19 protein-coding genes, 2 tRNA genes and 1 rRNA gene are annotated in these 15,685 nt (G+C 42.8%); 3 read left to right on the forward strand and 19 right to left on the reverse strand.

Going from position 1 to position 15,685, the window contains the following annotated elements:
• The 16 genes from WMO43_RS10115 to WMO43_RS10190 all read right to left on the reverse strand — a co-directional run.
• Window positions 1-157: ribosomal RNA gene (locus tag WMO43_RS10115) — 16S ribosomal RNA — on the reverse strand; the annotation flags it as partial.
• Between the two features lie 280 nt (window positions 158-437).
• Window positions 438-527 (reverse strand) — tRNA-Ser (locus WMO43_RS10120).
• A 44-nt stretch (window positions 528-571) separates the two neighbouring features.
• Window positions 572-657: transfer RNA gene (locus tag WMO43_RS10125), tRNA-Ser, on the reverse strand.
• A 102-nt stretch (window positions 658-759) separates the two neighbouring features.
• Entirely contained in the window at window positions 760-1,554 is a 795-nt protein-coding gene (gene ispD, locus WMO43_RS10130) for a 2-C-methyl-D-erythritol 4-phosphate cytidylyltransferase (protein WP_177963544.1), read from the reverse strand.
• Window positions 1,554-2,582: a tRNA (adenosine(37)-N6)-threonylcarbamoyltransferase complex transferase subunit TsaD gene (gene tsaD, locus WMO43_RS10135; protein WP_177963543.1), complete on the reverse strand. Its 1,029-nt coding sequence runs from the start codon at window positions 2,580-2,582 to the stop codon at window positions 1,554-1,556. The genes ispD and tsaD overlap by 1 nt, the downstream gene beginning before the upstream one ends.
• A complete protein-coding gene (locus WMO43_RS10140) occupies window positions 2,575-3,156 on the reverse strand; it encodes a DUF6715 family protein (protein WP_353531086.1) in 582 nt (193 codons plus the stop codon). Before WMO43_RS10140 ends, tsaD begins: the two co-directional genes overlap by 8 nt.
• A complete protein-coding gene (locus tag WMO43_RS10145; RefSeq protein ID WP_353531087.1) occupies window positions 3,153-4,067 on the reverse strand; it encodes a ribonuclease Z in 915 nt (304 codons plus the stop codon). Before WMO43_RS10145 ends, WMO43_RS10140 begins: the two co-directional genes overlap by 4 nt.
• A gap of 13 nt (window positions 4,068-4,080) precedes the next feature.
• Window positions 4,081-4,287, reverse strand: a complete 207-nt coding sequence (locus WMO43_RS10150) for a hypothetical protein (protein WP_177963540.1) — start codon at window positions 4,285-4,287, stop codon at window positions 4,081-4,083.
• A 40-nt stretch (window positions 4,288-4,327) separates the two neighbouring features.
• Window positions 4,328-4,789, reverse strand: coding sequence for a ribosomal protein S18-alanine N-acetyltransferase (gene rimI, locus WMO43_RS10155; RefSeq protein ID WP_353531088.1), 462 nt, complete (start codon window positions 4,787-4,789; stop codon window positions 4,328-4,330).
• 5 nt (window positions 4,790-4,794) lie between these two features.
• Entirely contained in the window at window positions 4,795-5,505 is a 711-nt protein-coding gene (gene tsaB / locus WMO43_RS10160) for a tRNA (adenosine(37)-N6)-threonylcarbamoyltransferase complex dimerization subunit type 1 TsaB (protein ID WP_177963538.1), read from the reverse strand.
• Between the two features lie 10 nt (window positions 5,506-5,515).
• Entirely contained in the window at window positions 5,516-5,941 is a 426-nt protein-coding gene (gene tsaE, locus WMO43_RS10165) for a tRNA (adenosine(37)-N6)-threonylcarbamoyltransferase complex ATPase subunit type 1 TsaE (RefSeq protein WP_177963537.1), read from the reverse strand.
• A 10-nt stretch (window positions 5,942-5,951) separates the two neighbouring features.
• Window positions 5,952-6,449 carry a YcxB family protein gene (locus WMO43_RS10170; RefSeq protein ID WP_177963536.1) on the reverse strand — a complete coding sequence of 166 codons (498 nt, stop codon included), beginning with the start codon at window positions 6,447-6,449 and terminating at the stop codon, window positions 5,952-5,954.
• A gap of 6 nt (window positions 6,450-6,455) precedes the next feature.
• Complete coding sequence (locus WMO43_RS10175) at window positions 6,456-7,058, reverse strand: ECF transporter S component (RefSeq protein WP_177963535.1); 603 nt, start codon at window positions 7,056-7,058, stop codon at window positions 6,456-6,458.
• Window positions 7,059-7,082: 24 nt separating this feature from the next.
• Window positions 7,083-9,230, reverse strand: coding sequence for a Tex family protein (locus WMO43_RS10180; protein ID WP_353531089.1), 2,148 nt, complete (start codon window positions 9,228-9,230; stop codon window positions 7,083-7,085).
• Between the two features lie 158 nt (window positions 9,231-9,388).
• Window positions 9,389-9,592, reverse strand: coding sequence for a hypothetical protein (locus WMO43_RS10185; RefSeq protein ID WP_353531090.1), 204 nt, complete (start codon window positions 9,590-9,592; stop codon window positions 9,389-9,391).
• 136 nt (window positions 9,593-9,728) lie between these two features.
• Complete coding sequence (locus WMO43_RS10190) at window positions 9,729-10,166, reverse strand: hypothetical protein (protein ID WP_353531091.1); 438 nt, start codon at window positions 10,164-10,166, stop codon at window positions 9,729-9,731.
• Between the two features lie 182 nt (window positions 10,167-10,348).
• Here WMO43_RS10190 and WMO43_RS10195 point away from each other — a divergent pair, with 182 nt between their 5' ends.
• From WMO43_RS10195 to WMO43_RS10205, 3 genes are read left to right on the forward strand one after another with little or no spacing between them, the layout of a single operon-like run.
• Window positions 10,349-10,729 (forward strand): hypothetical protein, encoded by a 381-nt coding sequence (locus tag WMO43_RS10195; RefSeq protein WP_353531092.1) that lies wholly within the window; start codon window positions 10,349-10,351, stop codon window positions 10,727-10,729.
• Between the two features lie 28 nt (window positions 10,730-10,757).
• Window positions 10,758-11,210, forward strand: a complete 453-nt coding sequence (locus tag WMO43_RS10200) for a hypothetical protein (RefSeq protein ID WP_434784182.1) — start codon at window positions 10,758-10,760, stop codon at window positions 11,208-11,210.
• Window positions 11,211-11,234: 24 nt separating this feature from the next.
• Window positions 11,235-11,963, forward strand: a complete 729-nt coding sequence (locus tag WMO43_RS10205; protein WP_353531093.1) for a DUF975 family protein — start codon at window positions 11,235-11,237, stop codon at window positions 11,961-11,963.
• Window positions 11,964-12,019: 56 nt separating this feature from the next.
• On the opposite strand, the gene WMO43_RS10210 is transcribed toward WMO43_RS10205, so the two are convergent.
• The 3 genes from WMO43_RS10210 to WMO43_RS10220 are packed head-to-tail and all read right to left on the reverse strand — an operon-like array spanning window position 12,020 to window position 15,685.
• Window positions 12,020-13,225 carry an aspartate kinase gene (locus WMO43_RS10210; RefSeq protein ID WP_177963788.1) on the reverse strand — a complete coding sequence of 402 codons (1,206 nt, stop codon included), beginning with the start codon at window positions 13,223-13,225 and terminating at the stop codon, window positions 12,020-12,022.
• A gap of 45 nt (window positions 13,226-13,270) precedes the next feature.
• On the reverse strand, window positions 13,271-14,470 hold the full coding sequence (locus tag WMO43_RS10215) for a cofactor-independent phosphoglycerate mutase (protein WP_353531094.1): 1,200 nt from the start codon (window positions 14,468-14,470) through the stop codon (window positions 13,271-13,273).
• A 12-nt stretch (window positions 14,471-14,482) separates the two neighbouring features.
• Entirely contained in the window at window positions 14,483-15,685 is a 1,203-nt protein-coding gene (locus tag WMO43_RS10220) for a homoserine dehydrogenase (RefSeq protein ID WP_353531095.1), read from the reverse strand.

The raw sequence follows: 15,685 nt of genomic DNA on the forward strand, positions 1-15,685 counted from the left end.
CGGTATGGGGCAGGTTCCCCACGCGTTACTCACCCGTCCGCCACTCAGTCACTAAACCGTCATCCCGAAGGAATCGTAGTAAAGTGCTTCGTTCGACTTGCATGTGTTAAGCACGCCGCCAGCGTTCATCCTGAGCCAGGATCAAACTCTCATAAAAAGTTTTTATCCTTCCAGAATCCTCTGGCTGAATATCCGTTCCCCTCTTACCTTAAAGCAAAAGGTTCCCATTTACTGTTTAGGTGCATCTTTCGATGCTGTTCTTTGAATTATTCTCTCTGAATCTTTCAAGGTTATTTCACTGTTCAGTTATCAAGGTTCTTGCCGCATTTTGCTGTCGTTTTTTGTTGACCGCCGTTTGCGTCAGCTCATTTATAGTATCATGTGTTCAAGTGTTTGTCAACAACTTTTTTAATTTTTTTGATATTTTTTTGAGCTAGCGGAGAAGGAGGGATTTGAACCCTCGCGCCGCTGTTAACGACCTGCACCCTTTCCAGGGGTGTCCCTTCGGCCAGCTTGGGTACTTCTCCGAATGAATGTTGTTATTCATTTGCTATGCGCCTTTGGCATATAGCGGAGAGGGTGGGATTCGAACCCACGCGCCCTTGCGGACAAACGGTTTTCAAGACCGCCTCGTTATGACCACTTCGATACCTCTCCATGTGCTCTCTGAATCGACGCAAAAGTTATTCTATCATCATTGATGAATTGTGTCAATAACTATTTTGTATATTTTTTCTACTTTTTCTATTTTCTGCTCTTTTACTGCTTTTTTTCGCAGAGTGCTTCCGCTATTTTCAGGTCTTCCGGGGTGGTGATCTTTATATTCTGATAGCTTCCCCTGACCAGTTTGACCGGTATGTCTGTGAGTAATTCGACAACCATTGCATCATCGGTTACATGCACCTGCCCCCGGTTTTCCTGTAATTTTTTTACTTTCTGCTTATTTAACAGGCTGTCATATGGCAGTGTCTGTTCCGGCTCTGCTGTGTTTTCCTCACTCGTTATCAGGACCCGGTATGCCTGATAGATCAATTCATAGGAAAATGTCTGTGGTGTCTGTATCATCCACAGTTTACTTCTGTCGGGCGTTGCAGCCGCAAATTCTTCTTCATCGGATATTTTGATGGTGTCTTTGACCGGCATTCCTGCCACACATGCCTGATATTCGCGTACTGCCTGTATGTTTCTTTTTATGATCTCCTCATCTAAAAACGGTCTTGCCCCATCATGTATCAGTACATAGTCTGCCCCTTTTATAGCTTTTAATCCACAATAGACAGAGTGATACCGCTCTGCCCCTCCCTCGATAATATGGGATATTTTCTGAAAACCGTATTTTTCTACGATTTCTTTTTGGCAGTATTCGATCTCACCTTTGCCGACCACCAGTACGATCTCCTGTACCGGACTCTCTTCAAATGCCTTTAATGCATAATATAAGACGGGTTTCTCATGTAAAAGCAGGTATTGCTTATGTACACTGCTCTCCATGCGTTTTCCCCGTCCTGCTGCTAATACAACTGCTGCAAAGACTTCTTTTTTTCCTGTCTCCATTATCGTTCTCCCAGTTTGAGGTTCGGAACGGCATTCAGATCCCAGCCATCCCTTCTTCCCTGCAGATACTCATAATACGCCGCTGAACCGATCATTGCGGCATTATCCGTACAAAATATAGGGGACGGATGGTAAAACTGTATTCCGCGCTCTTTACATGCTTTTTCCATTGCCTCACGGAGTGTCTGATTCGATGCGACACCGCCTGCTATGGCAAATTTATCGATCCGGTATTCTTTTGCCGCATGAACGGCATGCTCTACTAAGACATCGATGACTGCTTTTTGGAAGGATGCCGCAATATCTGCCTCGTTGATCTCCTGCCGCTTCATTTTACATCCGTTGATGTAGTTTAAGACGGCAGACTTCAAGCCGCTGAAACTGAAATCATACGGATTTTCTGCCACTTTTGCCTTTGGAAATACGATTGCTTTATCATTGCCTTCTTTTGCTTTTTTTTCAATCTTCGGTCCGCCCGGATAGCCAAGTCCGATGGCTCTTGCCACTTTGTCAAAGGCTTCTCCTGCCGCATCATCCCTGGTTCTTCCGATAATCTCATATTTTCCATAGTCTGCTACTTTTACTAAATGCGTATGACCACCGGATGCAACCAGGCATAAAAACGGTGGTTCTAACTCTTTGTTTTCAATATAGTTGGCACAGATATGTCCTTCGATATGGTGCACTCCGACCAACGGTTTTTTCGCTGCATAGGCGATTGCTTTTGCTTCCGCCACGCCTACTAAGAGTGCACCGACCAGTCCCGGCCCGTAGGTGACACCGATCGCGTCTATCTCTTCTAACGTAGTATCCGCATCCTCTAATGCCTGTGTGATGACCTGATTGATCTTTTCAATGTGTTTACGCGACGCAATCTCCGGCACCACTCCGCCATACAGCGTATGCAGTGCGATCTGGGAGGATATGACGTTAGAACGTACCTCCCGTCCGTTTACCACAACTGCTGCCGCGGTCTCATCACAGGAACTTTCGATTGCGAGTATTTTTACTTCTTCCTTACTACTCATCTGAAGAATCTCCTTTTGTCAGTTGATATCCTAATATTTTCCACTGCTTATTCGTATCTTTCCGAAGCACATATTCTTCATAGGTACGGGTATAGGAATTGCCTTCTTTGACAAAATAAGAGGCTGTCACATAGGCACACTCCTCCCCCTTTACTTTCTGATATTTGATATCACTGCTGTTTGCCACCGTGGTATCTGAAATCGTCTTGCCCTTATCCTTAGAATCCTGAATATCGCTCTCTAACAGCGTCAGGTACTGTTCCTTCGGGTTATTGGCCAATAAAGCATCATCCATAAGCAGACGAGCCTGTCCTCCAAGCTCCTCGATCTCACTTTTGCTGCAATCCTCATTATAAAAACACTGCAGCAGCTTGTTATAAAATTTGACCACTTCCCGCGGAGTCGGTGGATAATCTTTCGCCAGATCCCGGCTTAATGCCTCATCCACTTTGCTGATTTCCGTGCTGTTCTCTACGTCTTTTTTTCCGTGGTTTGACAGATAATAGTAATATCCGACAATGATTCCTATACATATGATCGCAATTCCGACGATCCTGATTCCTTTCTTCATCATTCGTCCTCCTCAAAATCCAGTTCTATGCTTTTTCCATCTTTCCCAAGATAGGATGCCGGAAAAATTTTTCTCACCTGTTCCATGTATCGTTCCGCACCGACTAATGACGGACTGAAATGTGTCAGCCACATCTGTTTTGGCTCTGCTTTTTTTGCCAGCTCCGCTGCCTCATAAAAAGTCATGTGCTTGTATTGTTTTGCCTTTTCTACCTTTTCCGGTTCTGCATACATCCCTTCGCAGATAAATAAGTCTGCGTCTTTGGCTGCATTTGCTATTTCCACAACCGGTCTGGTATCCGTACAATAAGTAACTTTGATCCCTTTTCTGGCAGGTCCAAGCACCATTTCCGGCGTATAGGTCTGTTCTCCGTCTTCGATGATCTCTCCTTTTTGCAGGCGGCTCCAGTATTTTTGCGGTATCTGATGTCTGTTTGCCTCTTCTACGCTGAAACGCCCTGCCCGGTCTATACTGAGGCTATAGCCATAGCATACGATATTATGGTTAACGCGATACGCCTGTATCCTGTAACCGGCAATCGTAATCTCTTCTTTGGGATCGGTCAGTTCTATAAACTCTATTGGAAACGGCAGTTCCGGTGCAATGACCCGCAGTGCACTGACTACCCGTTCTAATCCTTTTGGCCCGATCATGGTCAGTGGCTCCGTACGGTCCGTATTTCCCATGGTCAGAAGCAGTCCCGGCAGTCCGCTGATATGGTCTGCGTGATAATGCGTAAAGCAGATGACATCGATTGGCTTAAAACTCCAGCCTTTTTCTTTGATTGCTACCTGCGTTCCCTCCCCGCAGTCAATTAAAAGATTGCTCCCATTATATCTTGTCATCAGTGCCGTTAAACGGCGGTAGGGAAGCGGCATCATTCCTCCGGTTCCTAACAAACAAACATCTAACATAGTTTCTCCTTTTCTAGAGGAGTTCTGTTAGCAGCTCCTCTTCGAGTGGTATTTTGAATGTTTTTGCGATCCGTTCAAAACATTCCTCGCATATTTTTCCTCTCTGAATTGTTCCATCCCTGTCAGAAAAATATCCCCACTGTTTTTCAATATTGATATATTCTTCCTGTTCCAGTACTCTTCCACAGCAGTTACAGATGCTTTTTCCTTCGTTTCTCATTTGCATACCTCCTAAGATTTTCTATCTCTATTATAAAATCTTAATCCTCTCCCATGGTAGTGGAAATCTCTGGTGTATATACCATAACATAGGCATCTTCTTTTGGTTTTTCATAAAATCCCCTGCGGGTTCCGCAGATGGAAAATCCCATTTTCTGATAGAGTGCGATCGCACCCGTATTACTGCAGCGCACTTCTAAAAAGATACTGTGGGTTCCACGCCCTGCGGCTTCTTTTTGCATTTCTGCCACCAGTGCTTCTGCGATATGGCGCCTGCGGTATTCCATCTCTACGGCAACATTTGTGATCTCCGCCTCATCCGCAGCAAAATAAGCTCCAATGTAACCCACGCAGTGTTCTTTTTTCTTTGCGACGAAAAATACGGTATATTCCTGTTCTAACGCCTCTAAAAAGGACTGTTCTGACCATGGCGTGGAAAATATCTTTTCTTCTATGCGGGCAGCATCTGTGACATCCTCTGTCTTCATTCTGCTAATGACCATTTTTCTTATCTCTCTGCCTTTTCTTTTTCTAAACGTTCCCGTTCTGCCTGTGACAGTCTTAAATAGTCCGGCTTATGCTCTGCTGCACTCTGATATTTTCCCTGCTTATAATATTCCATTCCAAGCACACCGACGGCACCTGCACGCTGTCGGTTTAAATGTGCCGGCGCATAGCTGTAAGGCACTCTGCATTTTTCTTCTATTATAGCACGAAATACGGGAACGCCGTCTCCTAAAAATACAACCGGACGGCCATATTCATTTATTTTTTCTAAAATCTCTTCGATTCCGACGGCACAGGACTCTACCAATATGTTCATGCCGTCTGCCGTAAATTCATACAATCCGGTATAGGTCTGGTTTCTTCTTGCATCCATCAGCGGGCAGACGAAATCTTTATGGCCCCAGAGATTGTATGCAAGCCCGTCCACCGTCGGAACATGCACGATGGGTTTGTCCAGTGCTAGTCCTAACCCTTTTGCCGTAGCAGAACCGATACGAAGTCCGGTAAAGGAACCCGGTCCGCCTGCAACGGCGATCGCATCTATGGACTGCAGATCCAGTTCTATCATTTTTGCCAGTTCATCTAACATCGGAAGCAATGTCTGGGAATGCGTCTTTTTGTAATTCATGGTATATTCACCCATCAGATTTTCATCCTCTATAACGGCAACGCTAGCGGTCAGCCCTGAACTGTCCAATGCCAATATTTTCATGTTATGCCTCCTAAATTGACTCTATTGTAATCTTTCTGTAGTCAAATCCTTTTTCTATATCTTTTTCTATGGTGATCTGCTGATAATGTTCCGGCAAAATCTCTTCGATCAGATTTGCCCATTCGATCATTGTCAGTCCGTCCCCATAAAAATAGTCCTCATATCCAATCTCATCCATTTCTTCGATATCTCCGATCCGGTAGACATCGAAATGGTAAAATGGCATCCTGCCCTCCTCATAGACCTGTACGATCGTAAACGTCGGGCTGTTGATCGGTTCTGTAATTCCGAGACCTTTTGCAATTCCCTGCGTAAATACTGTTTTTCCTACGCCCAGATCACCGATCAGGGTGCAGACGGTTCCCGGCTTTGCTTCTTTCCCGAAATGGATTCCCAGCTCTTCTGTTTCTTCCGGGGAAAATGTTTCTATGACCATAAATAAGCACCTACTTGATTTTCAAACGATAACTTTCTAACTGCTGTTTCATGATATTGCATACGCCCTCGTAATGTTCTCCTAATTCTCTTTTTGGAAAAACATAGGCGTTGACTCTGGTACTGTATACCAAAAGATTGCTCTTGGTGTCTACTACTTTATAGACCTGTTTCCACTCTAAGAGTGCCTCTTCACCATCCTGTGAGATCGTCACGCCTTTTTCATCTATCGTAAAATGCTGTGTATTCCGTAATGCTTCGGAACGCTGCAACAGCATTTTTGCATGAAACCAGAGGCTCAGTGGGATATAACCTATAAAAAGTGCCGCTAACACCAGATAAATCGCGCTGTATGTTGCATCGAGATCGCCCCATGTCACAATGGTTACAACGATGACAAGTGCTGCCATCACGATCGAGAGTATCCCATGAAATCCATGATAGGTATGATACATATTAAAACGGTACATATCCTGAGGGGTCAGGTTAACGTCAAATTCTTCTTTCATGATCTTTTACCTTTCCTGTGCTCCTTTGATGATCGGAGATATGTGTTTGTAAACTAAAAATGTGATCAATACGTTCATCATTCCTTTGATAAAAGTGAACGGCATATTAAAGATCACCAGACACTTTAAAAGTGTGTCTGCCTGTGGCAGTATTACCTGATATGCATTGATGATCGCCTCCATCGGCATAAACGCGGTGTATACCGGATATACGATAAAATAGTTTGATGCCACGCTGACAACTGACATCAGCACTGCTCCGACTAAGGAACCGATCAATGCTGATTTACGACCTTTTCTTTTCTTATAAAAAAGTCCCGCCGGAATGACAAACATTGCTCCTAAGATGAAGTTGGACAATTCTCCGACTCCGCCGGTGGAACTCATCGGAAGATGCAAGAGGTTCTTGATCAGGCAGATGACGGTTCCGCTCAACGGTCCCATTGCAAAAGAACCGATCAGTGCCGGAAGCTCTGAAAAGTCCAGTTTGATAAAGGACGGCATAATCGGTATGCTAAATTCTAACATCATCAGCACAAACGCGATGGCTGAAAGCATGGCGGTCATGGTCATGTATCGTACGTTTACTGGTTTCTTTTTGGTATTCATAATCTAAAATCTCCTTGGTATTATTTATTTTGCAATTTTCATCGTAAGCTGTATTCTCTGTTTTTTCAAGTCTACGGACATGACCTGTACTTCTACAATATCCCCGACACTTACTACTTCTAACGGATGTTTGATATAACGGTCACTCATCTGCGAGATATGCACCAGTCCGTCCTGATGGACTCCGATGTCCACAAATGCACCAAAATCTATGACGTTTCTGACGGTTCCTTTTAATATCATACCTTCCTTTAGGTCTTTCATTTCTAAGACATCTGTTCTTAAGATCGGTTTTGGCATCTCCTCACGCGGATCTCTTGCCGGCTTTTCTAATTCTTTTACGATGTCTTCTAAAGTCATTACCCCAATGCCCAGTTCGTCTGCTAAGGCTGCTTTGTCTTTTATTTTTTTAGAAAGTCCTTTCAGGTTTCCGCCTGCAATGTCTTCTTCCTGACATCCAAGTTTTTTCAACAGTTCTTTTGCTGCTTCATAGCTTTCCGGATGGACGCTGGTTGCATCTAACGGCTGCTTTCCACCTGTAATACGCATGAATCCTGCACACTGTTCATATGCTTTCGGTCCGAGTTTCGGGACTTTTAACAATTCTTTTCTGGTTAAAAATCTGCCGTTCTCTTCACGATAAGCAACGATGTTCTTAGCGATCACTTTGCTGATACCGGAAATATATTCTAACAGGGAAGCGGATGCCGTATTCAGATCCACACCTACACGGTTGACGCAGTCTTCTACTACTCCGCCTAATGCTTCTCCTAATTTTTTCTGGTTCATATCATGCTGATACTGTCCGACTCCAATGGATTTCGGATCGATTTTTACCAGTTCCGCTAACGGGTCCTGAATCCTTCTTGCAATGGATGCGGCACTTCTTTGTCCAACATCAAAATTCGGAAATTCTTCTGCTGCTATTTTGCTTGCAGAATATACGGATGCTCCTGCTTCATTTACGATCACATAACGAACCGTAACCGGAAGCTCTTTTAACAGCTCCACGATGATCTGCTCCGACTCTCTCGATGCCGTTCCGTTTCCAACGGAGATCAGGGTAATGTGATATTTAGCAATGAGCTGCTTTAATACTTTTTTCGACTCCTCTACTTTGTTCTGTGGTGCAGTCGGATATATGACTGTGGTGTCTAACACTTTTCCGGTTGCATCTACAACTGCTAATTTACAGCCTGTCCGAAATGCCGGGTCCCAGCCTAACACTACCTGATTTGCGATCGGCGGCTGCATCAGTAACTGCTCTAAGTTCTTTCCAAAGACACGGATTGCCCCATCCTCTGCCTTTTCGGTCAATTCGTTTCTGATCTCACGCTCGATCGCCGGTTCGATCAGTCTCTGATAGCTGTCTTCTATGGCTTCACGCAGAATCGGTGTGGTGTACGGATTTTGTGCCACAATAACTTTCTTTTCTAAATAGGAAAGGATCCTGTCTTTCGGTGCCTGCACTTTTACGGTTAAGATTTTTTCTTTTTCCCCGCGGTTCAGTGCTAAGATCCGATGTCCCGCTAATTTTTGTATCGGCTCTTCAAAATGATAATACATTTCATAGACAGACTCTGCATTTTCATCTTTTGCCTCTGAGAGCATCATGCCCTCTTTTTCTGTCTGCTTACGGATATGCATACGGTAAGCTGCTTCGTCTGAAATATGCTCTGCTATGATGTCCTTTGCTCCGGCGATGGCTCCTTCTACGGTATGCACTTCTTTTTCTTCATTAAGATATGCTTTTGCTTCTTCCTCGATCGGATGTGTGACCTGTTGCAGTAATATCAGATTTGCAAGCGGTTCTAATCCTTTTTCTTTCGCTATGATCGCTCTTGTCCTTCGCTTTGGACGATACGGACGATAAAGATCATCTACGACTACTAAGGTCTGGGCTTTTTCTATCTGCTGCTTTAATTCTTCCGTCAGCTTTCCCTGTTCTTCAATGCTTGCTAAAACCTGTTCTTTTTTCTCTTCTAAATTTCTAAGATAGTTCAACCTCTCATAGAGATTTCTGAGTACCTCGTCATTTAAGGCTCCGGTTGCTTCTTTCCGGTATCTTGCAATGAACGGTATGGTATTTCCCTCATCGATCAACCGGACTGCGGTCTCTGCCTGAGAAGTTTTTATCTGTAATTCTTCTGCAATCTGTTTTATGATATCCATGTTTTCTTTCCTTCCATGTTATATACCGTTCTATTATAGCGAAAAAGGCTTTTTGCTTCAAGTACGACATAAGGCTTTCCGTGACTCTTTTCGCACAGAAAGCCTTACTTTTTTACTTTTATTTTCTTACTGACTAATAACTTATTTTTTTACGATACTTATTGTAAACGCTTTTTTTTCATCGTCGCAGTCTTTACCTTGCTGTAATTTCCATAAATCTTATTGCCAAACGGATCTTCCACAAATCCTTTGGCCTGTACATAATATTTTCTTAAAATTGGAAAACGGGTAGTTAACGTTACTTTTTTCCTGGAATTACCGTCGCCAAACGAAATGGCTTCTTTTGCAAGATTTCCACTCATATTCTTTTTCTTGGCTACTTTTACATAATATCCCTGGCAGTCTCCACTGTTTTTCAGTTTAACATAAATATCCGTGTAATTCGTTCCGAAAAATTCATTATGTGCCGTACCGCCTACTCCGGTAATTGTTGGCTTTTTAATATTGAGCTGTCTTGCTGGTATTGTTATCCTCTGCTTCCCAGTTTTTAGTCGTCTTATAGGATACTTTTATATCGAAAGATGTTCTCCATGCATAGTAACCATCTTCTACCTTCAGATAATAAGTACGATTTCCTTTTGATGAATAGTTTGGAAGAGAATACGTTACTCCTGATACTTCCGGAATGATCTCATTGTTATTGGAATCATAAAGACTTGCGTCTAATTCCTCATTACCGGTTGGATTGGTATTTTTTATGGTAACTGTAAAGTTTCCGGTATTTGGCACCCGGAATGCATAGACTCTTTTGCCAAATTCCTCGATTGTAATGTTCTTTGTCTCATTTAAGTTCAGAGTCCCATCTGCTGCTCTTACCTCTTTTGGCATACCTAAAAATGTAAGGACACAGCATATTAACAGTGCTCCACACCACAATGGCAATTTTTCATGCTTTTTTCATTTCTACTTTCCTCCTTTGCAGACATTTCCTTATGTCTGAAATCATATCATGTATTCTGACAATTTCAATCTTTTTTCTTCTCTTTTCATGGAATGATTGTCTTTCACTTTTCCCAATGATATAATAAGAAAAAACGAATAGATCTGGAGGTTCTTTTATGAATAACTATGGATTTCAATCAGAACCGGAAAACTCTTTTCATGAGAATTACAACCTTTACCATGATAAACGTTCCCAGTCTTTTGCGACCGCAGGATTTGTATTGGGACTCATCGCTGCTCTGACTCCATACTTTGTATTTACGAGTCTGATCTGCGGACCGCTTGCCATTATTTTCGGTCTGTTGTCCAAAGGCGGGGAAATGACCATGGATACCAAAGGTAAGGTTGCTGTTATTCTCGGGATTATTGGTCTTGTACTGACAGTCCTTATCATTCTTGTAGCTTTCCGTGTTGTGATCATTGATGAATTTGGTGGATTTGAAAACTTTTTAAAATACTATCAGATAAACTCACCATCTTCTTCAGATATGATTTAAGTTGAACGAAAGGAGTGTGGATTTTATGATGATCGGAAATGTTTCAGATGCTTATAACGATTATAAAATTTATCCTTATGCTTTAGGAAATGACCGTGCCGAAAAAGATTCTGCCGTTTCTTCCAGCGAAGAATGCCAGACCTGTAAAAACCGTAAATATCAGGACGGTTCCGATGAAATGGTTTCTTTTAAATCGGCTGCCCATATTTCTCCACAGGCTGCTGCCGGAAGAGTCCGTGCCCATGAGGGCGAACATGTTTCAAATGCTTACGATAAAGCCGCACAAAAAAACGGCACCGTGGTTTATGCCTCTGTTTCCATCCACACCTCTGTGTGTCCGGAATGTGGAAAAACTTATGTTTCAGGCGGAACAACGAATACTGCTATCCGCTATCCGAATGAGGATAACCCATACCAGAAAAACAGAAAGGCCGCAGATGCAACCATCCTTCCGGGGGCAAATTTTGACGTTGCAGTCTGAGGTTAGAAAGGGAGATTTACTACTATGAAAACATCATCTGCTGAACTTAAGAGGACTGCTCGCGAGAATCTGAGCGGCAAATACGGCGTGGCTATGTTAGCCATGATTACTGTCTCATTGATTCCGTCTGCTTTACTCTATCCTTTTGCAGATAACGCCAGTCACGGCGGTGCATCACAAAAGACAATTTATTATCTGGCTTCTATTATTATTACTGTGCTTCAGTTGATTTTAACCTGTGGTCAGTTACGACTTCATTTAAATATCGCAACCAGACAACCTTATCAGTTTTCTGATATTTTCTTTAGTTTCCGTGCTCATCCGCAAAAAATTGTAGGTGCCTACCTGCTTCTAATGCTGTATATGATTCCGGCTGTTTTACCGGGCGGTATTCTGCTTGCCTTGGCTCTGTCGCTGTTTGCAAATTCAGCTCCAATTACCGGGCTGGCAGTCATTGTTCTATTAGCCGGTATGATTATTGATATCCGTATTGCTTTACAGTGCTCACTGGTATTTTTTATGCTTGTGGACAACCCGGATGCTCCGATTCGCAGTACCTTCCGCAGAAGCAAGGAACTTATGGAGGGCAACAAACTTCGCCTGCTTTACTTGCAGCTTAGTTTCATCGGTTTTTATCTGCTGGCTGTTTTAAGCTGTGGTATTGGTTTATTGTGGCTGATGCCTTATATGCAGCAGACCATGGTAAGTTTTTATCTGGATGTTCAGGACGTAAAAGGAGCTGCACATAGCTGATGTAAATCAGCTATGTGCAACTCCTCTTTTCAGGTTCTTTTATAGTTCTATATCTCTTAGTCCTCGATAAATTTGTCATGTACTGCTTTTGTTGCAGTATCTACATCTGCCTCATCGATTAATACGGTGATTCTGATCTCTGAAGTAGCAATCATGCGGATATTGACTCCGACATTATAAAGTGCCTCAAACATCATTCCTGCAACTCCTGCATTAGACTGCATTCCTGCACCGACCACGGATACTTTGGCAACCGTTGTGTCTGTCTCTAATTTTTCAAAAGTCAGTCTGGTTCTGTTTGCCTCTAAGATTTTTTCTACTTCTGCTACATCATCTCTTGCAACGGTAAAGGAAATATCCTTTGTACCATCACGTCCGATGGACTGTAAAATTACGTCTACATTGATGTTTTTCTTTCCTAATAAATCAAATACTTTAAATGCAATTCCCGGCTCATCCTTTAATCCGATTAATGCAACTCTGGCTGCATTTTTATCTACAGCTACTCCGCTAACAAGCATACTTTCCACGTCTACGTCCTCCTTCACCACTGTTCCTTCTGCTCTGTTGAGACTGGAACGAACAACTAACTGTACTCCATATTTTTTTGCCATCTCCACGGAACGGTTATGCAATACTTTTGCTCCGAGGGTTGCAAGTTCTAACATCTCGTCGTATGTGATCTCTTTCATTTTCTTTGCATTTGGCACAACTCTTGGGTCTGCTGTGTAAACACCTTCTACGTCTGTATAGATCTCACAGGCATCTGCATGCAGTGCTGCGGCAAGTGCAACGGCTGTTGTATCGGAACCGCCACGACCTAATGTGGTAATGTCATCATATTTGTTGACTCCCTGGAATCCTGTAACAATGACAATTTTCTTATTGTCTAATTCATGACGGATCCTGTCGGAATCGATTCTTTTAAATCTTGCATTTCCATAACTGGATGAGGTATGCATTGCTACCTGAAATGCATTCAGAGAAACAGATGGAACTCCAAGGGTTGCCATCGCCATAGACATCAGTGCTACGGATGTCTGTTCTCCGGTTGCTAAAAGCATATCCATCTCTCTTTTGGACGGATTTGGATTGATATCATGTGCCATATCAATCAGATGGTCTGTTGTTTTGCCCATTGCAGAAAGTACTACGACAACATCATTGCCCTTTTTATACTCTTCTACACATCTCTCTGCAACGTTGAGAATTCTTTCTTTGTCGGCGACTGAACTTCCGCCGAACTTCTTAACTATCAGCATAACTTCCTCCTAGATGTTTTACATCTTATTCTAAACCCTTCGCTACTATGAAAAAAGTTCATCTATCAGCTTATGACCTTCCTCTTTTAAAATTCCAGTCTCGGCTGCTTCTTTTTCATTGTAATGATAGGTATGATGTTCTTCTTTTCTGCTGTCATATAGCAGATACGGAACATTGTCCGCGGTATGTGTACGGATACAGATTGGTGTCGGATGATCCGGAAGTACCAAAAGTCTGTAATCTTCTCCTGCATCTCCCATTCCCTGTACGATCGGGCGGATGACACGTTCATCTAAGTTCTCTATTGCTTTGACTTTCTTTTCTACACTGCCCTGATGTCCCATTTCGTCAGGAGCTTCTACATGAACGTATACAAAATCGTATCCGTCTTCGGTCAGCACTTTTACGGCTGCCTCTGCTTTTCCTTCATAATTGGTATGAAGTCCGCCATTGGCTCCTTCTACCGTAATGACTTTCATGGATGCACCAACCGCAATTCCTTTTAACAGGTCTACTGCTGAGATCATGGCTCCGCTCTTTCCTGTCTTTTCCTCAAATGAAGACAGTGACGGTTTTGTGCCGGCTCCCCAGAACCAGCAGGAGTTCGCCGGATGAAGTCCTTTTTTTCTACGCTCTACATTGATCGGATGATTGACTAAGATGTCATAGCTTTTTTTCATCATCTCTCTTAAATCCTGATCTTCCGGCAGCTTGTCGCCAATCTTTTGTCCTAAAATATCATGTGGCTGCACTAAATCCACAACCTCGCCTTTATCCCAGATGAGCAAATGGCGGTAGCTGGTTCCTACATAGAACTGATACTGTTCTGTCTGCAATTCTCTTTTTACTGCTTCTAATAAAATTGCCGCATCCTCTGTGCTGATCTCATCGGAACTATGATCGATGATGGTTCTTTCTTCATAGGTATCTTCGTCCTCAGAAAGTGTTACCAAATTGCAGCGCAGTGCAATATCGGTATCTTTCATTGGTGCACCAATACTCAATGCCTCTAACGGAGAACGTCCGGAATAGTATTTTCTCGGATTGTAGCCTAATACGGAAAGATTTGCCGTATCACTTCCCGGTTTCATTCCATCCGGGATCGTATGGACCATTCCGATTTCTCCTAATTGTGCAAGACTGTCCATCATGGGTGTCTTTGCATACTCTAATGGTGTCTTATCTCCTAATTCCGGAATTGGCTGATCTGCCATTCCATCACCTAACACTACAATATATTTCACAAAAACTGCCTCCTAATCTACACGGATCATCTGTTTGATGCCGCTAAGCTGTTTTGCTTTTTCTAAATATGTTTCTTCTTTCATTTTTGCTGTTACAAATGCTGTCTCGCCTGTCACTTCTTTGATCTTGATCAGTGCCGGATTGTCGAAAACGGCTTTGACCTGTTCTTCGCTGTCTGTCGTTCTGACAAAGTATGCGTATTCTGCCTGTTTATAATCCAACAGGTTCATTTTTTCAGCACTGTAGGTGATCATGATATTGCGTTTTAAATGCTTTGCTATGTCTACGATATCTGCTGCTACTGCACTTGCGGTTGGGAGTTTTCCTGCTCCGCTTCCATAGAACATCGCATCTCCTAACATGTTTCCATGTACAAAAATGGCATTGAACACTCCGTTGACATTATTTAACGGATGATCTTCTCCTAACATAAACGGTGCTACCATTGCATAATATCCGTTTCCGTCTCCACGACTGGTTGCTAATAACTTGATGGAACGTCCCATTGCTTTTGCATACGCGATGTCTTCCGGTGTGATCTTAGAAATTCCTTCAGTATGTATTTCTTCAAAATCTACGGTTTTTCCACATACTAAGGATGTTAAAATTGCAATCTTACGACATGCATCATAACCTTCTACATCTGCTGTCGGATCTGCCTCTGCGTATCCTTTTGCCTGTGCGTCCTTTAACACTTCATTATAATCGGAACCCTCGGTACTCATTTTGGTAAGCATATAGTTCGTGGTTCCATTCAGGATTCCTGTAATTTCTTCTACGATATCGGCTGTCAGTGAAGTTACTAACGGACGGATGATCGGGATTCCACCACCTACACTTGCTTCAAACAAGAAGTTGATCTCTCTTTCTTTTGCAATCTCTAAAAGCTCTGCACCATGTTTTGCAACCAATGCCTTATTGGATGTTGCAACGTGCTTGCCTTCTAGTAATGCGCCTTTTACAAAAGTATATGCCGGCTCTACGCCACCCATTGCCTCTACAACGATCTGAATCTCCGGATCATTTTTGATAATTTCATAATCGTGTACGATTTTTTCCTGGATCGGATCTCCCGGGAAATCTCTTAAATCCAAAACATATTTTACTTCAATCTCCTGACCTGCGGTCTGTGTGATATGTTCACGGTTTGTCTCTAAAACTTCTACCACACCGGAACCAATAGTTCCATATCCTAATACTGCAATTTTAATCAT

Source organism: Maccoyibacter intestinihominis (genome assembly GCF_040096355.1).
GTDB lineage: Bacteria > Bacillota > Clostridia > Lachnospirales > Lachnospiraceae > Maccoyibacter > Maccoyibacter intestinihominis.